This is a genomic window from Streptomyces sp. NPDC093598 (genome assembly GCF_044764825.1).
GTDB lineage: Bacteria > Actinomycetota > Actinomycetes > Streptomycetales > Streptomycetaceae > Streptomyces.
Genome location: NZ_JBIWIV010000015.1, coordinates 147347 through 162845, shown reverse-complemented (window position 1 = coordinate 162845; position 15499 = coordinate 147347). Strand labels below are relative to the sequence as shown.

12 protein-coding genes and 1 pseudogene are annotated in these 15499 nt (G+C 70.9%); 5 read left to right on the top strand and 8 right to left on the bottom strand.

The genetic code is table 11. The features are described 5' to 3' along the window. Positions 1-182: 182 nt before the first annotated feature. Complete coding sequence (locus ACIRDU_RS31745) at positions 183-647, bottom strand: DUF6069 family protein (RefSeq protein ID WP_403585895.1); 465 nt, start codon at positions 645-647, stop codon at positions 183-185. Positions 648-816: 169 nt separating this feature from the next. Between ACIRDU_RS31745 and ACIRDU_RS31740 the strand changes: the two genes are divergently transcribed. Together ACIRDU_RS31740 and sigJ are read left to right on the top strand one after the other, a co-directional pair. Further along, positions 817-2493: an NAD-dependent malic enzyme gene (locus tag ACIRDU_RS31740; RefSeq protein WP_403585893.1), complete on the top strand. Its 1677-nt coding sequence runs from the start codon at positions 817-819 to the stop codon at positions 2491-2493. A 70-nt stretch (positions 2494-2563) separates the two neighbouring features. Beyond that, positions 2564-3478 (top strand): RNA polymerase sigma factor SigJ, encoded by a 915-nt coding sequence (gene sigJ / locus ACIRDU_RS31735; RefSeq protein ID WP_403585892.1) that lies wholly within the window; start codon positions 2564-2566, stop codon positions 3476-3478. Between the two features lie 8 nt (positions 3479-3486). On the opposite strand, the gene ACIRDU_RS31730 is transcribed toward sigJ, so the two are convergent. The 4 genes from ACIRDU_RS31730 to ACIRDU_RS31715 form a co-directional block, all read right to left on the bottom strand. Further along, positions 3487-4224, bottom strand: coding sequence for an SDR family oxidoreductase (locus ACIRDU_RS31730; protein WP_403585890.1), 738 nt, complete (start codon positions 4222-4224; stop codon positions 3487-3489). A 119-nt stretch (positions 4225-4343) separates the two neighbouring features. Further along, entirely contained in the window at positions 4344-6833 is a 2490-nt protein-coding gene (locus ACIRDU_RS31725; RefSeq protein ID WP_403585976.1) for a SpoIIE family protein phosphatase, read from the bottom strand. A gap of 103 nt (positions 6834-6936) precedes the next feature. Further along, a complete protein-coding gene (locus ACIRDU_RS31720; protein ID WP_403585887.1) occupies positions 6937-11208 on the bottom strand; it encodes a HAMP domain-containing protein in 4272 nt (1423 codons plus the stop codon). Positions 11209-11512: 304 nt separating this feature from the next. Beyond that, positions 11513-11896: an STAS domain-containing protein gene (locus ACIRDU_RS31715; protein WP_403585885.1), complete on the bottom strand. Its 384-nt coding sequence runs from the start codon at positions 11894-11896 to the stop codon at positions 11513-11515. Positions 11897-12025: 129 nt separating this feature from the next. Between ACIRDU_RS31715 and ACIRDU_RS31710 the strand changes: the two genes are divergently transcribed. The 3 genes and pseudogenes from ACIRDU_RS31710 to ACIRDU_RS31700 all read left to right on the top strand — a co-directional run bounded on the left by ACIRDU_RS31710 (position 12026) and on the right by ACIRDU_RS31700 (position 13681). Next, positions 12026-12355 (top strand): helix-turn-helix transcriptional regulator, encoded by a 330-nt coding sequence (locus ACIRDU_RS31710; protein WP_403585882.1) that lies wholly within the window; start codon positions 12026-12028, stop codon positions 12353-12355. A 308-nt stretch (positions 12356-12663) separates the two neighbouring features. Continuing rightward, positions 12664-13084, top strand: a pseudogene (locus ACIRDU_RS31705) (amino acid ABC transporter substrate-binding protein); the annotation flags it as partial. Positions 13085-13216: 132 nt separating this feature from the next. Further along, entirely contained in the window at positions 13217-13681 is a 465-nt protein-coding gene (locus tag ACIRDU_RS31700) for a hypothetical protein (RefSeq protein WP_403585879.1), read from the top strand. On the opposite strand, the gene ACIRDU_RS31695 is transcribed toward ACIRDU_RS31700, so the two are convergent. From ACIRDU_RS31695 to ACIRDU_RS31685, 3 genes are all read right to left on the bottom strand, one after another. Next, entirely contained in the window at positions 13682-14065 is a 384-nt protein-coding gene (locus tag ACIRDU_RS31695; RefSeq protein WP_403585877.1) for a hypothetical protein, read from the bottom strand. Between the two features lie 430 nt (positions 14066-14495). Continuing rightward, a complete protein-coding gene (locus ACIRDU_RS31690) occupies positions 14496-15050 on the bottom strand; it encodes a GDSL-type esterase/lipase family protein (RefSeq protein WP_403585874.1) in 555 nt (184 codons plus the stop codon). A gap of 199 nt (positions 15051-15249) precedes the next feature. Then, a complete protein-coding gene (locus ACIRDU_RS31685; RefSeq protein WP_403585872.1) occupies positions 15250-15375 on the bottom strand; it encodes a hypothetical protein in 126 nt (41 codons plus the stop codon). Positions 15376-15499 lie beyond the last annotated feature (124 nt).

Here is a 15499-nt window from a genome sequence, read left to right as displayed (position 1 = left end):
TGTGTGCACACGCATCACTTCCACCACGGTCACACCACTCATCCCCCCTTGCCTCCTCAAGGGCAGCGTGATTGGGCCGTTCGGGGTGGTCTCGGGGCGGCGGCCGGGTGGCGCGGGACGAAGAGCACAACGACCGGGCCCGTCGGCGCCGAGGCGCGACGGGCCCGTGCCGGTCGTGGGGGTCAGCGCTGTGCGTGGGCGAGCCTGCGTGCCAGCAGCGGGACGACGACCGCGGCGGCCACCCCATGGGACGCTGCCAGGACGATCTGGGTGGACAGGGCGGTGTGCGGGGCGACGGCCGGGCCGGCGAGGGACAGTGCGGTGAGCGCGAGGGTGGTCACCGTGAACGTGCGGGCGGGCCGCTTGGCCCAGCGGGCGAGCGCAACGGCGAGGACGATCCCGGCGACCGACCAGAACGCCACTCCGCCGAAGAAGCCGCCGACCGGGATCTCCGCGGCCTCCTCGGCGCCCGGGCCGGCCGCCTCCATCGGGACACCGGCGGCCCGCGCGACGAGCGCGAACGCCTCGGTCACGACGGCACCGGCGACGGTGGCCAGGATGCCGACCAGCCACACGGGGAGGGTGGTGAGAAGGGCGCTGCGGGACTCGGTCCGCGCGGCCTGGCTCTGAGGCGTCGTCACACTCATGTCACTGTCTCCCGACGGGTGGTGGGCTCGGTGGGACTTACGGAGAGGTGGACCGGTCGGCACGGCGGAACTCATCGGCGGCCCGGCACCGTTTCCACGGAGCGGGACAGTTCATCCGGATGGCACACGTCACCCGCACAAACCGGCGAGTCACGGGAAGGCGGTACTCATGGACCAGCCGACGCATCACCCCCGCCCCACCACGAGCCCCGCCGTCACGACCCTGGCCGACCCGCTGGTCAACAAGGGCACCGCCTTCAGCCGGCGCGAACGCGAGAAGCTAGGACTCGACGGGCTGCTGCCGCCCGCCGTGGAAACCCTGGACGAGCAGGTCGCCCGCGCCTACGAGGCGTTCCACGGCTACGACAAGCCCCTCAACCGGCACATCTACCTGCGGCAGCTCCAGGACACCAACGAGGTCCTCTTCTACCGTCTGGTCACCGAGTACCTGGAGGAGTTGCTGCCCGTCGTCTACACGCCGACGGTGGGTGAGGCCTGCCAGAAGTTCAGCGAGATCTACCGCCGGCCGCGCGGTCTGTTCCTGACCTGGGAGGACCGGCACCGCTTCCGGGACATCCTGCGCAACCGCCCGCACCGGGACCACGACGTGGACGTCATCGTCGTCACCGACGGGCAGCGCATCCTCGGCCTGGGCGACCAGGGTGTCGGCGGCATGGGCATCCCCATCGGCAAGCTCAGCCTCTACACGGCGATCGGCGGTATCCATCCCGCCCGCACCCTGCCGATCCTGCTGGACGTCGGCACCGACAACGAGACCCTGCTCGACAACCCCCGCTACCTGGGCCGGCGTGACCGCAGGCTGACCGGTGCCGAGTACGACGAGATGATCGAGGCGTTCGTGTCGGCGGTCGAGGCGGAGCTGCCCGGCACGCTGTTGCAGTGGGAGGATTTCGCCACCGCCCACGCCCATCCGATCCTCTCCCGCTACCGCGACCGGCTGCTCACGTTCAACGACGACATCCAGGGCACCGCGGCCGTCACGCTCGGCGCCCTGTCCACCGCGGCGGATGTGGCCGGAACCCCGCTGCCCGAGCAGCGCGTGGTGATCCTGGGCGCGGGGTCGGCCGCCATCGGCGTCGCCGACATGATCCGTACGGCCATGATCGACGAGGGCCTGCCGGAGGACGAGGCCACGGCACGGTTCTGGATCCTCGACGTCGACGGCCTGCTGGTGTCCTCGCGGTCCGAACTGACCCCGCAGCAGCGGATGTTCGCGCGCGACGACAGCGAGGTGGCCGACTGGGACGGCACCGGCCTCGCCGAGGTGGTGCGCCGCGTCGAGCCGACGGCGCTCATCGGGCTGTCGACGGCGCACGGCGCGTTCACCGAGGAGATCGTGCGGCAGATGGCCTCGACCTGTGAACGGCCCGTCGTCTTCCCGCTGTCCAACCCCACCTCGCACTCCGAGGCCGAGCCGGCGGACCTCACCCGCTGGACCGACGGCCGGGCGCTGATCGCCACCGGCTCGCCCTTCCCGCCGCTGACGGTCGACGGGCGCCGGGTGCCGGTGGCGCAGTCGAACAACGTGTACGTCTTCCCGGCCATGGGCCTCGCGGTGACCGCGAGCCGGGCCACGCGTGTCACGGACCGCATGCTCGTGGCCGCGGCCCGGGCCGTCGCGCGGTGCGCGGTCCGGGCGGCGGACGGCGACGACGGCCCCGTGCCGCTGCTGCCGCCGCTGACCGGGATGCGGGAAGCCGCCCGTGAGATCGCCCTGGCCGCGGCCCTCGCCGCCGTCGAGGACGGGGTGGCCCCGCAGGCCACGGAGGAGGAGCTGCGCGAGGCCGTCGCCCGGGCGCAGTGGACGCCTCTGTACGAGGACTAGGAGCGCATGCCGGTACTCCGGGGGACGTACTGTCGGGGACACGACGGTCGACCCCGGAGGCATCGGCACCATGGACCAGCAGCGGCCCCTCCCCGACGACGCGCTGGACGCGGCGGCGGACGCGTTCGAGCAGGTGCGTCCACGGCTGTTCGGCATCGCCTACCGGATCCTGGGCAGCGTGACCGAGTCCGAGGACGTGGTGCAGGACGTGTGGGTGCGCTGGCAGGGCGCCGACCGGAGCGCGGTGCTGGACCAGGGCGCGTTCCTGGCGAAGATCACCACACGGCTGGCGATCAACGTGGCCCGGTCGGCGCGGGTCCGCCGCGAGGCCTATGTGGGGCCGTGGCTTCCGGAACCCGTGGACACCAGCGTCGATCCGCAGGTCGGCGCGGAGCGCGGCGAGGCGCTGGAGCTGGCCGTGCTGCTGATCCTGGAGCGGCTGAACCCCGTGGAACGGGCGGCGTACGTGCTGCGCGAGGCGTTCGACTACGCGTACGACGAGATCGCGAGCATGCTGGAGCTGAGCCAGGCCAACACGCGGCAGATCGTCAGCCGGGCACGCAAACGGCTGTCCGCAGAGCGCCGTGAACCGGTCGACACGGCACAGCACCGGCGTCTGTTCGACGCCTTCGTCGCCGCCGCGCGGGACGGTGACGTCGCCGCGCTGGAGAGTGTGCTGTCGGCCGACGTCGTGGCCTACGCCGACGGCAACGGCATGCGCGGCGTGGCCCGGCTGGAGCTCGTCGGGCCCACGCGCGTGGCCAGGGTCACCGCGTTCGCCCACACGTTCTTCCCGGCCGCCGAGTACGGCGTGGTCGAGGCCAACGGGCAGCCGAGCCTGCTGCTGATGCAGGGCGGGGCCGCCGTAGCGCTGGTGAGCGTCACCGTGAGGCCCGACGGGATCGACGGGCTGTACTGGGTGCTGGCGCCCGAGAAGCTGAGGGCGTACGAGCGGTCGGCCCGCAGGGTCACCGACCGCCCCTAGCCGCCGGCTCAGTTCTGCTTGAGCCACTCCTCGTAGCGGGTGGCCGCGAGGTGCGCGCTCCCGTCGCCGGTGAGTACGTCGGGCATGCCCGCGAACAGGCCGGCACTCTCGTCGCTGACGACGGTGCGGCCGTCGGGCTTCATCGCCAGGGTGATCTCACCGAGCCGGTCGAGCCCATACACCTCGGGGCCCACGATGGTGCGGATGCCGTTCGACGGTTCGCCCTGCGCCGCCTCGGCGACGGCCACGGCGACGTCGGCGGAGGCGACCGGACGCAGGCGGGTCGACGGCAGCCGCACCTCGGTTCCCTCGGTGGACATGTGCATCACCGGGGCGACGAACTCGAAGAACTGGGCGGCGCGCACGATGCTGTAGGGCACGCCGCTGCCGCGCGCGGCGTTCTCCTGGGCCACCTTGGCCTCGTAGTAGCCGTAACCGGGCACCTCGTCGACGCCGACGATCGAGAGCACGACGTGGTGCCGGACGCCCGCTTGCCTCTCCGCGGCGAACAGGTTCCGGGCCGAGCGGGTGAAGAAGTCCAGAGCCGGTTCGGTGTCGAAGGACGGCGAGTTCGACACGTCCACGACCGCGTCCGCGCCCGTGAGGGCTGCTGCCAGTCCCTCGCCGGTGAGCATGTCGACCCCCGTGGAGGGAGCGGCCGGTACGGCTTCGTGACCACCCTCGCGCAGGAGGGCGACCACCTGGGAGCCGATCAGACCCGTACCGCCGACGATCACGATCTTCATCACTGTCTCCGTTCGCCGATGTGCTGACTCACCGGAGAGACAGGACGGGACCCGGATCTGTGACAGCCGGGCCGGGAACTCACTCCGTCGGCACGGTGGCGGCAGGCGAGCCGGTTCCCTCACCCGACCCGGATGCCCACGATGCACGTGTCGTCGTCGGTGTCCGACTTGCTGTAGGTCAGGAGGCGGTCCAACTGCTGGTCGAGGGTGGTGGGTGCGGTGCGGGCGGTGGTCAGGAGGTGGGTCAGCGACTCCTCCACCGGCCGGTCGCGGCGTTCGACCAGGCCGTCCGTGTACATCAGCAGGGTGTCCTCGGGGGCCAGTTGGATCTCGGTCTCCTCGTACACGGCCTCGGGGACGGCCCCCAGCAGCAGGCCCTTGACCAGGGGCAGGGGAGCCGCTTCGGTGTCCCGGACGAGCACGGGCGGCAGGTGGCCCGCCCGGGCCCAGCGCAGCGTCCGCCGGACCGGGTCGTACAGACCGCACACCGCGGTCGCGGTGACGGCGCCCGTCAGATGGTGCGCCACGATGTTGAGCCACGACAGCAGCTGGCCCGGCCCGGCGCCGGTCACCGCCAGGCCGCGCAGCGCGTTGCGCAGGACGACCATGCTGGTGGCGGCCTCGATGCCGTGACCGGCCACGTCCCCCACGCACAGCAGCACCATCCGGGACGGCAGGACGACGGCGTCGTACCAGTCCCCGCCCACCAGTTGCTCGGTCTCCGCGGGCCGGTAGCGCACGGCCACCTGGAGGCCGGCCACCTGCAACGGGGCCTGGGTGGGGGGCATGATGGCGTGCTGCAACTGCAGGGTCAGCCGGTTGCGTTCGTGGGCCTGCTGCTCGGTGTGCGCCAGCTGGTCGCGGGTGGCGGCGAGCGCCACCTCGGTCCAGTGCTGGGCCGAGATGTCCTGGTAGGCGCCGCGGAGCAGAAGCAGCCGGTCGTCGGTGTCGAGCACGGGTTCGGCGACGATCCGGATGTGGCGCGTCACCCCGTCCGGCCGCTGAAGCCGGAAGGCCGCTGCCGCAGGCCGCCGGTGGTGCAGCAGCGTGCGCAGGAAGCGACGGATGGAGACGCCGTCGTCCGGGTGGGCGTGGGCCGGCAGCTCTTCCAGGGCCACCGGGGTACTCGTCTGCGGGCGACCGTAGAGGTCGAAGAGCTGCCCGTTCCAGGTGATCTCACCGGTGAGCACGTTCTCCTCGAACCCGCCGATACGGCCGAGCCGTTGGGCGTGCTGGAGCAGGCTCGCCAGGCGTGCCGTCTCGTCCTCGATACGCCAGATGAGGAGTACGGACATGCCGTGGCGGCTGATGCTGATGTCCGCGACCGCCGAGAGGGGGACCTGGTCGACCAGGGCGGTGAGGTTCATCCGGCGGGTCCGGAAGGGTTCACCGGTGGCGTAGACCCGCTCGACGCGCTGGAACAACTCGCTCTCCCCGGCGGCCATCGGATAGGCCTCCAGAAGCAGCGCGCCGCTCACGACCGCCCGCGGCCGGCCCGCGGGGTCCAGGAACCGGCTGTTCACGTGCTGGATGCGGAAGTCCACCAGGTGGCCGTCACCGTCCAGGTGCGGCACCAGGACGAGGGCGGGGTCGTACAGCCCGTCGGCCAGGTCCATCAACTCGGCGGCGTCCGGCAGGACACGCGGCTCCTGGGCCGCTCCTTGTGGTGGCGTGTAACTCTCCAGGGTGTGGGCGCACAGTTCGGCCAGCGCCTCCACCTGGCGGACGATCTGCGGAGGCTGCGGCTCCAGCGGGGCCGGCCAAGCGATCTCCAGTACGCCGTGGATGCGCCCTCCGGTGCCGGCGGGCAGGGCGACCCGGCCGCCCTCCGGGTGGTGGTGCAGGCCGATGCTGGGCAGTCCGGTCGCGCCGAGGGTGGTGATCCACTGACCCTCGCGCTCGATGAGGCCCCGCCGGGCCACGGTCACCACGTCCGGCGGGACGTAACGCCAGCGCGCGGCCTCGGCCGGTGAGAAGCCGGCGCTGCCCGCCAGGGTGAGCGAGCCGTCCGGGCCCACGGCCCAGATGGCCACCGCCACCGCGCCGAGGGGACGCAGCGCCTGCTCCAGCAGGGCATCCGCCACGGCCTGGGCGTCGTCCGCCGCCAGTACGCCGCTCTCGGCCGCGCGCAGGCGTACGGCGGCCGACTCGGACTCCGCCTCGTCGGCGGCCTTGGTGGCGGCGAGGAAGGCGTCCGTCACCTCGGACATCCGGTCCCGGGCGGCCTGGTTGATGACGTCGACGGCGAGTTCCAGCGGGGTGACCTGGGCCTGTTCGGCCAACTGGGCGAGCTGCCGGGCGGCCTGGGCCGGCCCGCACTTCAGCCGCTCGACCAGGACGCCCTTGGCGAGCTCGATCAGGGCCCGCCCTTCGGCCTCCGCCTGGGCGGCCCGCACCTCCCTGCTGAGCCGTTCCACGGTGGCGGCGAGCCGTCCCACCGGGGAGGCCTGTGAGAGCTCCTCGAGGTCGGCGGGCGCGTCGTCGGGGGACACCGGCTGCCCGTGGGGCACCGCGTCGGACGGCACCGACGGCGGAGGAGACTCCGGACCGGCGGCCGAGTCGCGCTTCGGCTCGCCGCCCTGACCCGGTTCGCGCGGCTGCTCGGACATGCTCACGGTGTGGATGCTCCTCGACTGGAGCGCCCTGGGGCGCGGAACGACAGGCGCTGCGAGGCGCCCGCCCCGCGGGTGTGCGGGTCGGGCGCCGGTGCGCTCATGCGGGCAGCCAGCGGCGGACGCAGGCCATGAGGTCGCGGGTGTCGACGGGCTTGGTGACGTAGTCGCTGGCGCCCGAGGCGAGGCTCTTGTCCCGGTCTCCTGGCATCGCCTTCGCCGTGACGGCGATGATGGGCAGCTCGGCGTACTGCGGCATCCGGCGGATCTCGGCAGTCGCGGTGTAGCCGTCCATCTCGGGCATCATCACGTCCATCAGCACGAGGGCGACGTCCGGGTTGTTCACCAGGGTCTCGATGCCTCTGCGCCCGTTCTCGGCGTGCAGGACGCGGAAGCCGTGCAGCTCCAGGATCCCGCTCAGGGCGAAGAGGTTCCGCGCGTCGTCGTCGACCACGAGGACGGTACGGCCGGCCGAAGCGTCGTCGACGGAGGGCGGCGTCAGTTGCTGCGGTCCCTCGGTCCGGACGAGGGACAGCACGTCCCCTGGTTCCTCGGCGGACAGGTGCAGGGCGATGCGCTCACGCAGTTCGTCGAGGCTGGACAGCAGCTCCAGGGCGCCGCCCGCCGAGCGGGAGCGCAGCGTCTCGTCCAGCGGCGCGTCCCCGGGGTGGCTGCTGTGCACCAGCACCGGAACACTCGTCAGCGCCGAGTCGCCCTCCAGGGCCTGGAGGAAGCGGGACGCCTCGTCGTCCCGCATGCCCAGCTCCAGGACGACGCAGTGGCACGGCTCGGACGCCAGGGCACCGGCCGCCTCCTGCGCGCCGACGGCGGTGATGATGTCGACCGCGGGCCCCTGAGCGCCGTCGGCGCGGCCGTGCGTCAGGTCGGCGACCACGCTCTCCGCGACGAGGGTCAGCAGACCGCGCGACCGCTCCTCCACGACGAGCAGGCGCCGGGGACGGGGACCGGGCCCGATCTGGGGCACCGGCACCGAGCCGGACAGTCCCTGCGGCGCAGGTTCGGCCGAGGCCCGCTCCGGGGTCCTGCCGTGACTGAGCAGTTCCTCGAAGTCGGGACGGGCCACCGGCAGGAAGAGCGTGAACGTGCTGCCCTGGCCGGGCGTGCTGTGCACCGACACGGCACCGCCGAGCAGTTGGGCGATCTCCCGCGTGATGGACAGGCCCAGGCCGGTCCCGCCGTACTTCCGGCTCGTCGTGCCGTCCGCCTGCTGGAAGGCGCCGAAGATCGTCTCCAGGTGCTGCTCGGGGATGCCGATGCCGGTGTCCTTGACGCGGAAGGCCACCACGGCGGCGCCCCGGACCACGCCCTCGGGCACCTCCTCGTCCGCCGCGGGCTCGATGCTCAGTTCCACGCCGCCCTGCTCGGTGAACTTCACGGCGTTCGACAGGAGGTTGCGCAGCACCTGGCGCAGCCGGGAGTCGTCCGTCAGCACGTCCGCGGGCGCGCCGGGAGCGGTCGTCACGGTGAAGTCCAGGCTCTTCTGCGTCGTCATCGGCCGGAAGGTGGCCTCGACGTACTCGATGAGCTGCCGCAGCGTCACCCGCTCGGGCGTGACGTCCATCTTCCCGGCCTCGACCTTCGACAGGTCGAGAATGTCGTTGATCAGCTGGAGCAGGTCCGAGCCGGCGGAGTGGATGATCTGCGCGTACTCGACCTGCTTGGGCGTGAGGTTGCGGGAGGGGTTCTGCGCCAGCAACTGGGCCAGGATGAGCAGGCTGTTGAGCGGGGTGCGCAGTTCGTGGCTCATGTTGGCCAGGAACTCCGACTTGTACTTCGAGGCCAGCGACAGCTGCTGGGCGCGGGTCTCCAGTTCCTGGCGGGCCTGCTCGATCTGGAGGTTCTTCGCCTCGATGTCCCGGTTCTGCGCCGCCAGCAGCGAGGCCTTGTCCTCCAGTTCCGCGTTGGAGCGCTGCAGTTCCTCCTGCTGCACCTGCAACTCGGTGGAGCGGGCCTGGAGTTCGACCGTGAGGCGCTGCGACTCGACCAGCAGCTCGTCGGTGCGGGCGTTGGCCACGATGGTGTTGACGTTGACGCCGATGGTCTCCATCAGCTGTGCGAGGAAGTCCCGGTGGATCTGGGTGAAGGGCGTGACCGACGCCAGCTCGATGACGCCGAGGACCTGCCCCTCGACCACGATGGGCAGCAGCACCAGCGCGGTCGGCACCACCTGGCCGAGGCCCGAGGAGATGGTCACGTAGCCGTCCGGCAGCTCCTCCACCATGATGGTGCGCCGGCTGCGCGCGGCCTGACCGACCAGCGTGCGGCCGAAGGCGATGCGGGAGGGCCTGCCGCTGTCCTCCGGGTAGCCGTAGGAGCCGACGAGCCGCAGTTCGGGCCCCTCGTCGCCGTCCTCGGCGAGGTAGAAGGCCCCGTACTGGGCCGACACCAGGGGGACCAGCTCGTCCATGATCAGCTCGGCGACCACGGGCAGGTCGCGGTGGCCCTGCATCAGACCCGAGATGCGCGCGAGGTTGGTCTTGAGCCAGTCCTGCTCCTGGTTGGCCCGGGTGGTCTCGCGCAGGGACTCCACCATCGAGTTGATGTTGTCCTTCAGCTCGGCGACCTCGCCGGACGCCTCCACGGTGATCGAGCGCGTCAGGTCGCCCTCGGCGACGGCGCTCGCGACCTCGGCGATGGCGCGGACCTGCCGGGTCAGGTTGCCCGCCAGCTCGTTGACGTTCTCCGTCAGGCGCTTCCAGGTGCCGGAGACGCCCTCGACCTCGGCCTGTCCGCCGAGGCGTCCCTCGGTGCCGACCTCGCGGGCGACACGGGTGACCTCGTCGGCGAACGCGGACAGCTGGTCGACCATCGTGTTGATCGTCGTCTTGAGTTCGAGGATCTCACCGCGGGCGTCCACGTCGATCTTCTTCGACAGGTCGCCCTTGGCCACCGCGGTCGTCACCAGCGCGATGTTGCGCACCTGACCGGTGAGGTTGTTGGCCATCGAGTTGACGTTGTCGGTGAGATCCTTCCAGGTGCCGGCGACGTTCGGCACGTGCGCCTGGCCCCCGAGACGTCCCTCGGTGCCGACCTCGCGGGCGACACGGGTGACCTCGTCGGCGAAGGCCGACAGCGTGTCGACCATCGTGTTGATGACCTCGGCCAGCGCCGCGACCTCGCCCGCGGCCTCCACGGTGATCCGCTGCGACAGGTCGCCGCGCGCCACGGCGGTGGCCACCTGGGCGATGGAGCGGACCTGGCCGGTCAGGTTGGACGCCATCACGTTGACGTTGTCGGTGAGGTCCTTCCAGGTACCCGACACACCGCGCACCTGGGCCTGCCCGCCGAGGCGCCCTTCGGTGCCGACCTCGCGGGCGACGCGCGTGACCTCGTCGGCGAACGCGGACAGCTGGTCGACCATCGTGTTGATGGTGCTCTTCAGCTCCAGGATCTCACCGCGCGCATCCACGGTGATCTTCTGGGAGAGGTCGCCCTTGGCGACGGCGGTCGCCACCAGCGCGATGTTGCGGACCTGGCCGGTGAGGTTGCCCGCCATGAAGTTCACCGAGTCGGTGAGGTCGCGCCAGGTGCCCTTGACGCCCTTGACGTCCGCCTGCCCGCCGAGGCGCCCTTCGGTGCCGACCTCGCGGGCGACGCGCGTGACCTCGTCGGCGAACGCGGACAGCTGGTCGACCATCGTGTTGATGGTGCTCTTCAGCTCCAGGATCTCACCGCGCGCATCCACGGTGATCTTCTGGGAGAGGTCGCCTTCCGCGACCGCCGTGGTCACCTGGGCGATGGAGCGGACCTGGCTGGTGAGGTTGCCCGCCATGTGGTTCACGGAGTCGGTCAGGTCGCGCCAGACACCGGCCACCCCCGGTACCTGTGCCTGGCCGCCGAGGCGTCCCTCGCTGCCGACCTCGCGGGCGACACGCGTCACCTCGTCGGCGAACGCGGACAGCTGGTCGACCATCGTGTTGACGGTCTCCTTCAGCTGGAGGATCTCGCCGCGGGCGGGCACGTCGATCTTCTGGGAGAGGTCGCCCTTGGCCACGGCCGTGGCCACCTGGGCGATGTCGCGGACCTGTGTGGTCAGGTTGCCCGCCATGGCGTTGACCGAGTCGGTGAGGTCGGCCCAGGTGCCCGAGACCCCCGGCACCTCGGCCTGCCCGCCGAGCGTCCCCTCGGTACCGACCTCACGGGCCACCCGCGTGACTTCGGAGGTGAACACGGACAGCTGGTCCACCATGCCGTTGAAGACCTTGGCGATGTCGCCCATGAGGCCGTCCGCGTCGTCCGGCAGGCGGGTGCCGAAGTCTCCGTCGCGTACGGCTGTCAGACCGGCCAGCAGCCGTCGCAGCTCCTGGTCGCCCGGCACCGCGTCGACAACCCCAGTGCTGTCGCTGGTCATGCGCACCCTCGTTCCGCTCCCCAAGAGTCCTCGGAATCCGAGAACTCGGAACCCGCCGGGCCGATGGGCGGCCCGGTTGTCGTGCATGCATCTCCGCAGTCACGGATGTGTGTGTGATGTGGAAATACGCCGCAGGTTAACCCACGTTTCGAACCCTGAACAAAGCAGCAGCCGCCATCCTGGCCGAACTGCGGCGCCGCGTCACGAGCCCCCTCGAAGCGACACCGGCGGGAACCTTCACGGCAGCGTCACTTCCGACGAAGAAGTCCTGGCCACGCCGCGCATGGACCGCGCGAGAGGCGGCTCAGGACGCGGCGGCGGCGTCGACCGTGTCCCTGATCTCCAGAATGCTGTCGACCCCGGTGATCTCGCAGAGCCGCCGCAGCTGCGGTGACGGCGCGACCACGCGCAGGGTGCCCGCTTGGTGGGTGAGGATCAGCAGGTTCAGCAGCGTCGAGTCCGCGAAGGTGATACCGGAGGCGTCCAGGACCACCTTCGGGAACTTCTTTGCCGCGGTCTCCAGCGCGTCCGCCAACGGCGTGATCGTGTCCATGTCGTAGGAGCCGCGGGCGGTCACGACCCAGGCACCGCGCCATTCGTACTGCGACACGGCGGCCCCTCCGGAGGCATAGGCCGCGGCCGGTTCCCGCAGCGGCTCACCGCCGATGTCGCGCGTGAGCGCAGGCATGCCTGCCTCGTCCCAGGGCACCTTGGGGCTCCTTCTGTGGCTCTCCCCTACGGGAGCACGTCATCTGTTGCATGAAAAGTATGTCACGTATCTACGTTCCGGCAACGATGGCACCTTAAAATGCTGGGCATGGTAGGAGTGCCCGCATCCCACACCGGATGGACGTTCATCACCAGCCACGCTCGCGTACTGGCCGTCATCGCCGACAACCCGAACGTCCGCATTCGTGACATCGCCGCCCGCTGCCGGCTCACCGAGCGCGCCGTCGCGCGGATCATCTCCGATCTCGAGAAGGACGGTTACCTCTCCCACACCCGGGACGGGCGCACGAACACCTATCGCATCGACCCGGACAAGGTGCTGCGCCACCCGGCCGAAGCCGGCCTCTCCGTGGCTTCCCTGCTCTCCCTGCTCGTACAGGACGAGACGGACCGCGTCAGGAAACCGGTCGCGCAGTAGCGCCCCTCAGGGCCCTTCACCAGCGTGGCCACCAGGCTCGTCATGGCAGGCCACGGGTCCGGTGTGCCTGGCCAGCTGGTCACCGACAGGTGGTGCGCGGTGCCGACGACGGCGAGGGCCACGGTGTGCGGGGCGAGGGTCTCAGCCACCCGGCCGAGCTTCTGTTCGTCCTTCAGGTAACCCGTGATGGCCTCCTGGATCGCGGTGACGCCCGGCGCCCCCCCTTCCAGGACCTCGCGGATGCGCAGGGCGGCCGCGGGGCGAGTCAGGGCGAGGCCGGACAGGGCAAGGCCACCGGAGTCGAACACCTCGGCACGGGCCGCACTCGGATCGCCGTAGCGGCCGAGCCGAGTGTCCACTGGCGTCCGGGGCCCGCATTCTGCGGGAGTACGTCGCTCCACGCGCCGGCACCCTCATCGAACTCGACGCGCGGGCACTGGCGCCCGGCCCTGTGCGACGAACTCGTCGACCGGTGAGCGACGGCCCTCCTTCGTCTGACCGGTCACCCGCAACCGGCGGTGTCGATCGTGGCGGTCCGTCCGCCGCGACCAGCGCCTCGCCGACGTCATGATCGGCGCTCCGGCCGGACAGCCGGAGTTCGCCGGACGGGCGACGCTGCCGGGCGACGACGGCGCGGCGATCCCGTTCCTGCGTTACATGCCCGAGCGCCTCACCCCGCTCGGCGCCCGGGTCTGGACGGCGCTGCGCCGGCGACTGGCCGTGGCACCCTGACACGGGCAAGGTCAGGGCGGCGTCCTTCCGCCGTGGCATGGTCGTCTACTGGAGTTCCGGCAGCCGGGACTTCCCCTCACAGCTGGACATACGGCCGGTGTCTCCGCACTGCTCCTCGCGGCGGTCGTGGTGCTCGGGATCGTCCTGTGTCGGCTGTCCCGGCAACGCGCCGACCGGCCCGGCGGCCTCCTCCTGGTGCCGACGGGGGCTCTCGTCGCCCTGCTCGGGCCCTTCGCCCTCGTCGCACTGATGGCCCATGTGCAAGGCGCGGCGGCCCCCTTCGCGCCCCTGCTCCCCATGCTCACCGGCGGCGGTGCCGACGGCGAGCTCACCGCGCCCTCGGCGGATCCGGCAGCAGGCGGCCGACCACCCCACCGGCCGGCACTCGCCCGCGCAGCGATGATCAGCGACTCCGCCTCGGCGATCTTGGCAGGCCTCGCCCTCGTCACCGCCGTCGCGAACACCACCAGCGCCGCCCACGCCCCAGGCGCTCGCCGACTTGTGCGCCGGGGGGTGGTGAGCCACCGAGCGTCATGGGCGGGCACGGAGCGGCCGACGGTCCAGCCGGTCGGCGGCGGTCGGGCCGCCCGTTGACTACCTGCGGTTGATCACTCTGCGCACCCAGCCCTTCTTGGGTGGCTCGGCGGCCGGTGTCTCCCGAGTGGCCACCAGCTCCGCGACGGAGATGCGGAAGTGGTGCGACATCGTGGACGGGTGATCGAAGTCCTCGTACCAGAACGAGTACGTCACCTCTACCAGCCAACTGGTCTCCGAGGTGCGGAACACGGTGCGGCCGTACTTCTCCGTATCGGACCTTCCCGGCACGAGGGACATGCTCATCTCCTGAGCCCGGGACAGGGCTTCCTCCCTTCCTCCCTCGACGTGCACCTTGTCCGTCAGATCCCAACTGCTGCCCCCGCCATGAGACTCGTTGGTCTCCACGAGCACGTACCACTGACCGGTGGTTTGCCCACTCAAGCTTCTCGCCCCCTGGTATGCCGGATGACCTCCAAGATCGCACGCAGCCTCGCCCAGCGGGCATGGTGGTTGCACGCATAGCCGACCCGCCAAGTACGAGTCCCACCACATGTGCCGCTGACCTGGGCGTTCCTACCGTGCGGCAAATGCATCTGGACCGAGCAGGATCTGCCGGACCGGGAGGCCGGTGACGCGGGGGCCGTCGCACCCGAGCGTGCCGTTGATCAGTCCCGCTGTGGTGCCGCCCGCCCGGTAGACAACGACGCTGACCTCCTCGGCGGCCAACGTCGCGTTGGCGACGCCAGCCGGGCCGCGTCTTCTTTTCGTGGCTGAGGGGCCGTTCGGCGCTGACCGTGTACAGGGAGCCCCGCGCGGAGGAGTCCCGGTGGGCCCGACATGTGTGAAGGCCGGGGCTTGTCCTCTCTCGCCGTCACGGCTGGGCCGGCGCGGTGGTGAGCACTGGGACGTAGAAATCGGTGATGCCGGCGATGTTCGGATGTGTGCCGGTGCCGCCGGTTCCGGGATAACCGTTGACCAGGTCGTTGAAGGTGTACGCCACCCGTTGGCCGTCGGTGCGGGTGTCCAGGGTGGTGTCGTTGAAGACGTCCGCGACCTTGACGCCCCACTTGTGGCAGAGCTGCAGGGTCACCGAGCGGAGTGCGAATTGCGTGTCCCAGTCGCGGGAGCCGAGCTTGTGGACGGCGGCGTACACGATGCGCGCGCTCGGCCATTTCGTCCGCATGGTGGAGAGGGTGGTCTCGAGCGATCCCGCGTAGGTGGAATGGTCGAATGTGGCGGGGTCGAAGCCGTCGGCCATCGCGCCGATCTTGTACCGGTGGTGGTAGACGAGATCGGCGTCGTTGGTGCCGCCGTTGAACACCACGTAGTCGGGCGAGCGGGAGGCGGCGCGTCTCACCTGCGTGATGATCTGACCCGCTCCGCCGACGGGGCCGATCGCCGCGCCGTTCACAGCGTATTTGGTCACGGGCATCAGCTCGCGTTCGGCCGTCAGGTTGACGAAACCGCGCGCCTACTTGTGGCCGTAGACGATGCTGTCGCCGAACGGGTACATCGTCTTGCCTTTCAGCCGCCCGTTCGCGGCGTTCGCCGGTGCGGTGAGACGGAAGGGCCGTACCGGAGTTCGGCGGCGGTGCCGGCGAGCGAGAAGGCGAGATTGCTACGTCTCACGAGGAGACAGCAGGGAGTTTGACCATGGTGGCTACGGCTCCGTTTCCGAACCGTACGGCGGCGACCGAGACGTCCTCGGTGTCCGTGGGCCGCGCTTGGCGGTCGGCGAGCGCGATGATCACGGACCAAGGGCCGAGAACCGACAGCATCAGGTCGAACGGCCATCGCCTGCCATGTCGCTCGGGTCGGCGGCAACGTAGTTTCTCGTGGAGACGTCGCTGTTGATCGCGATATCAGGAACATCCA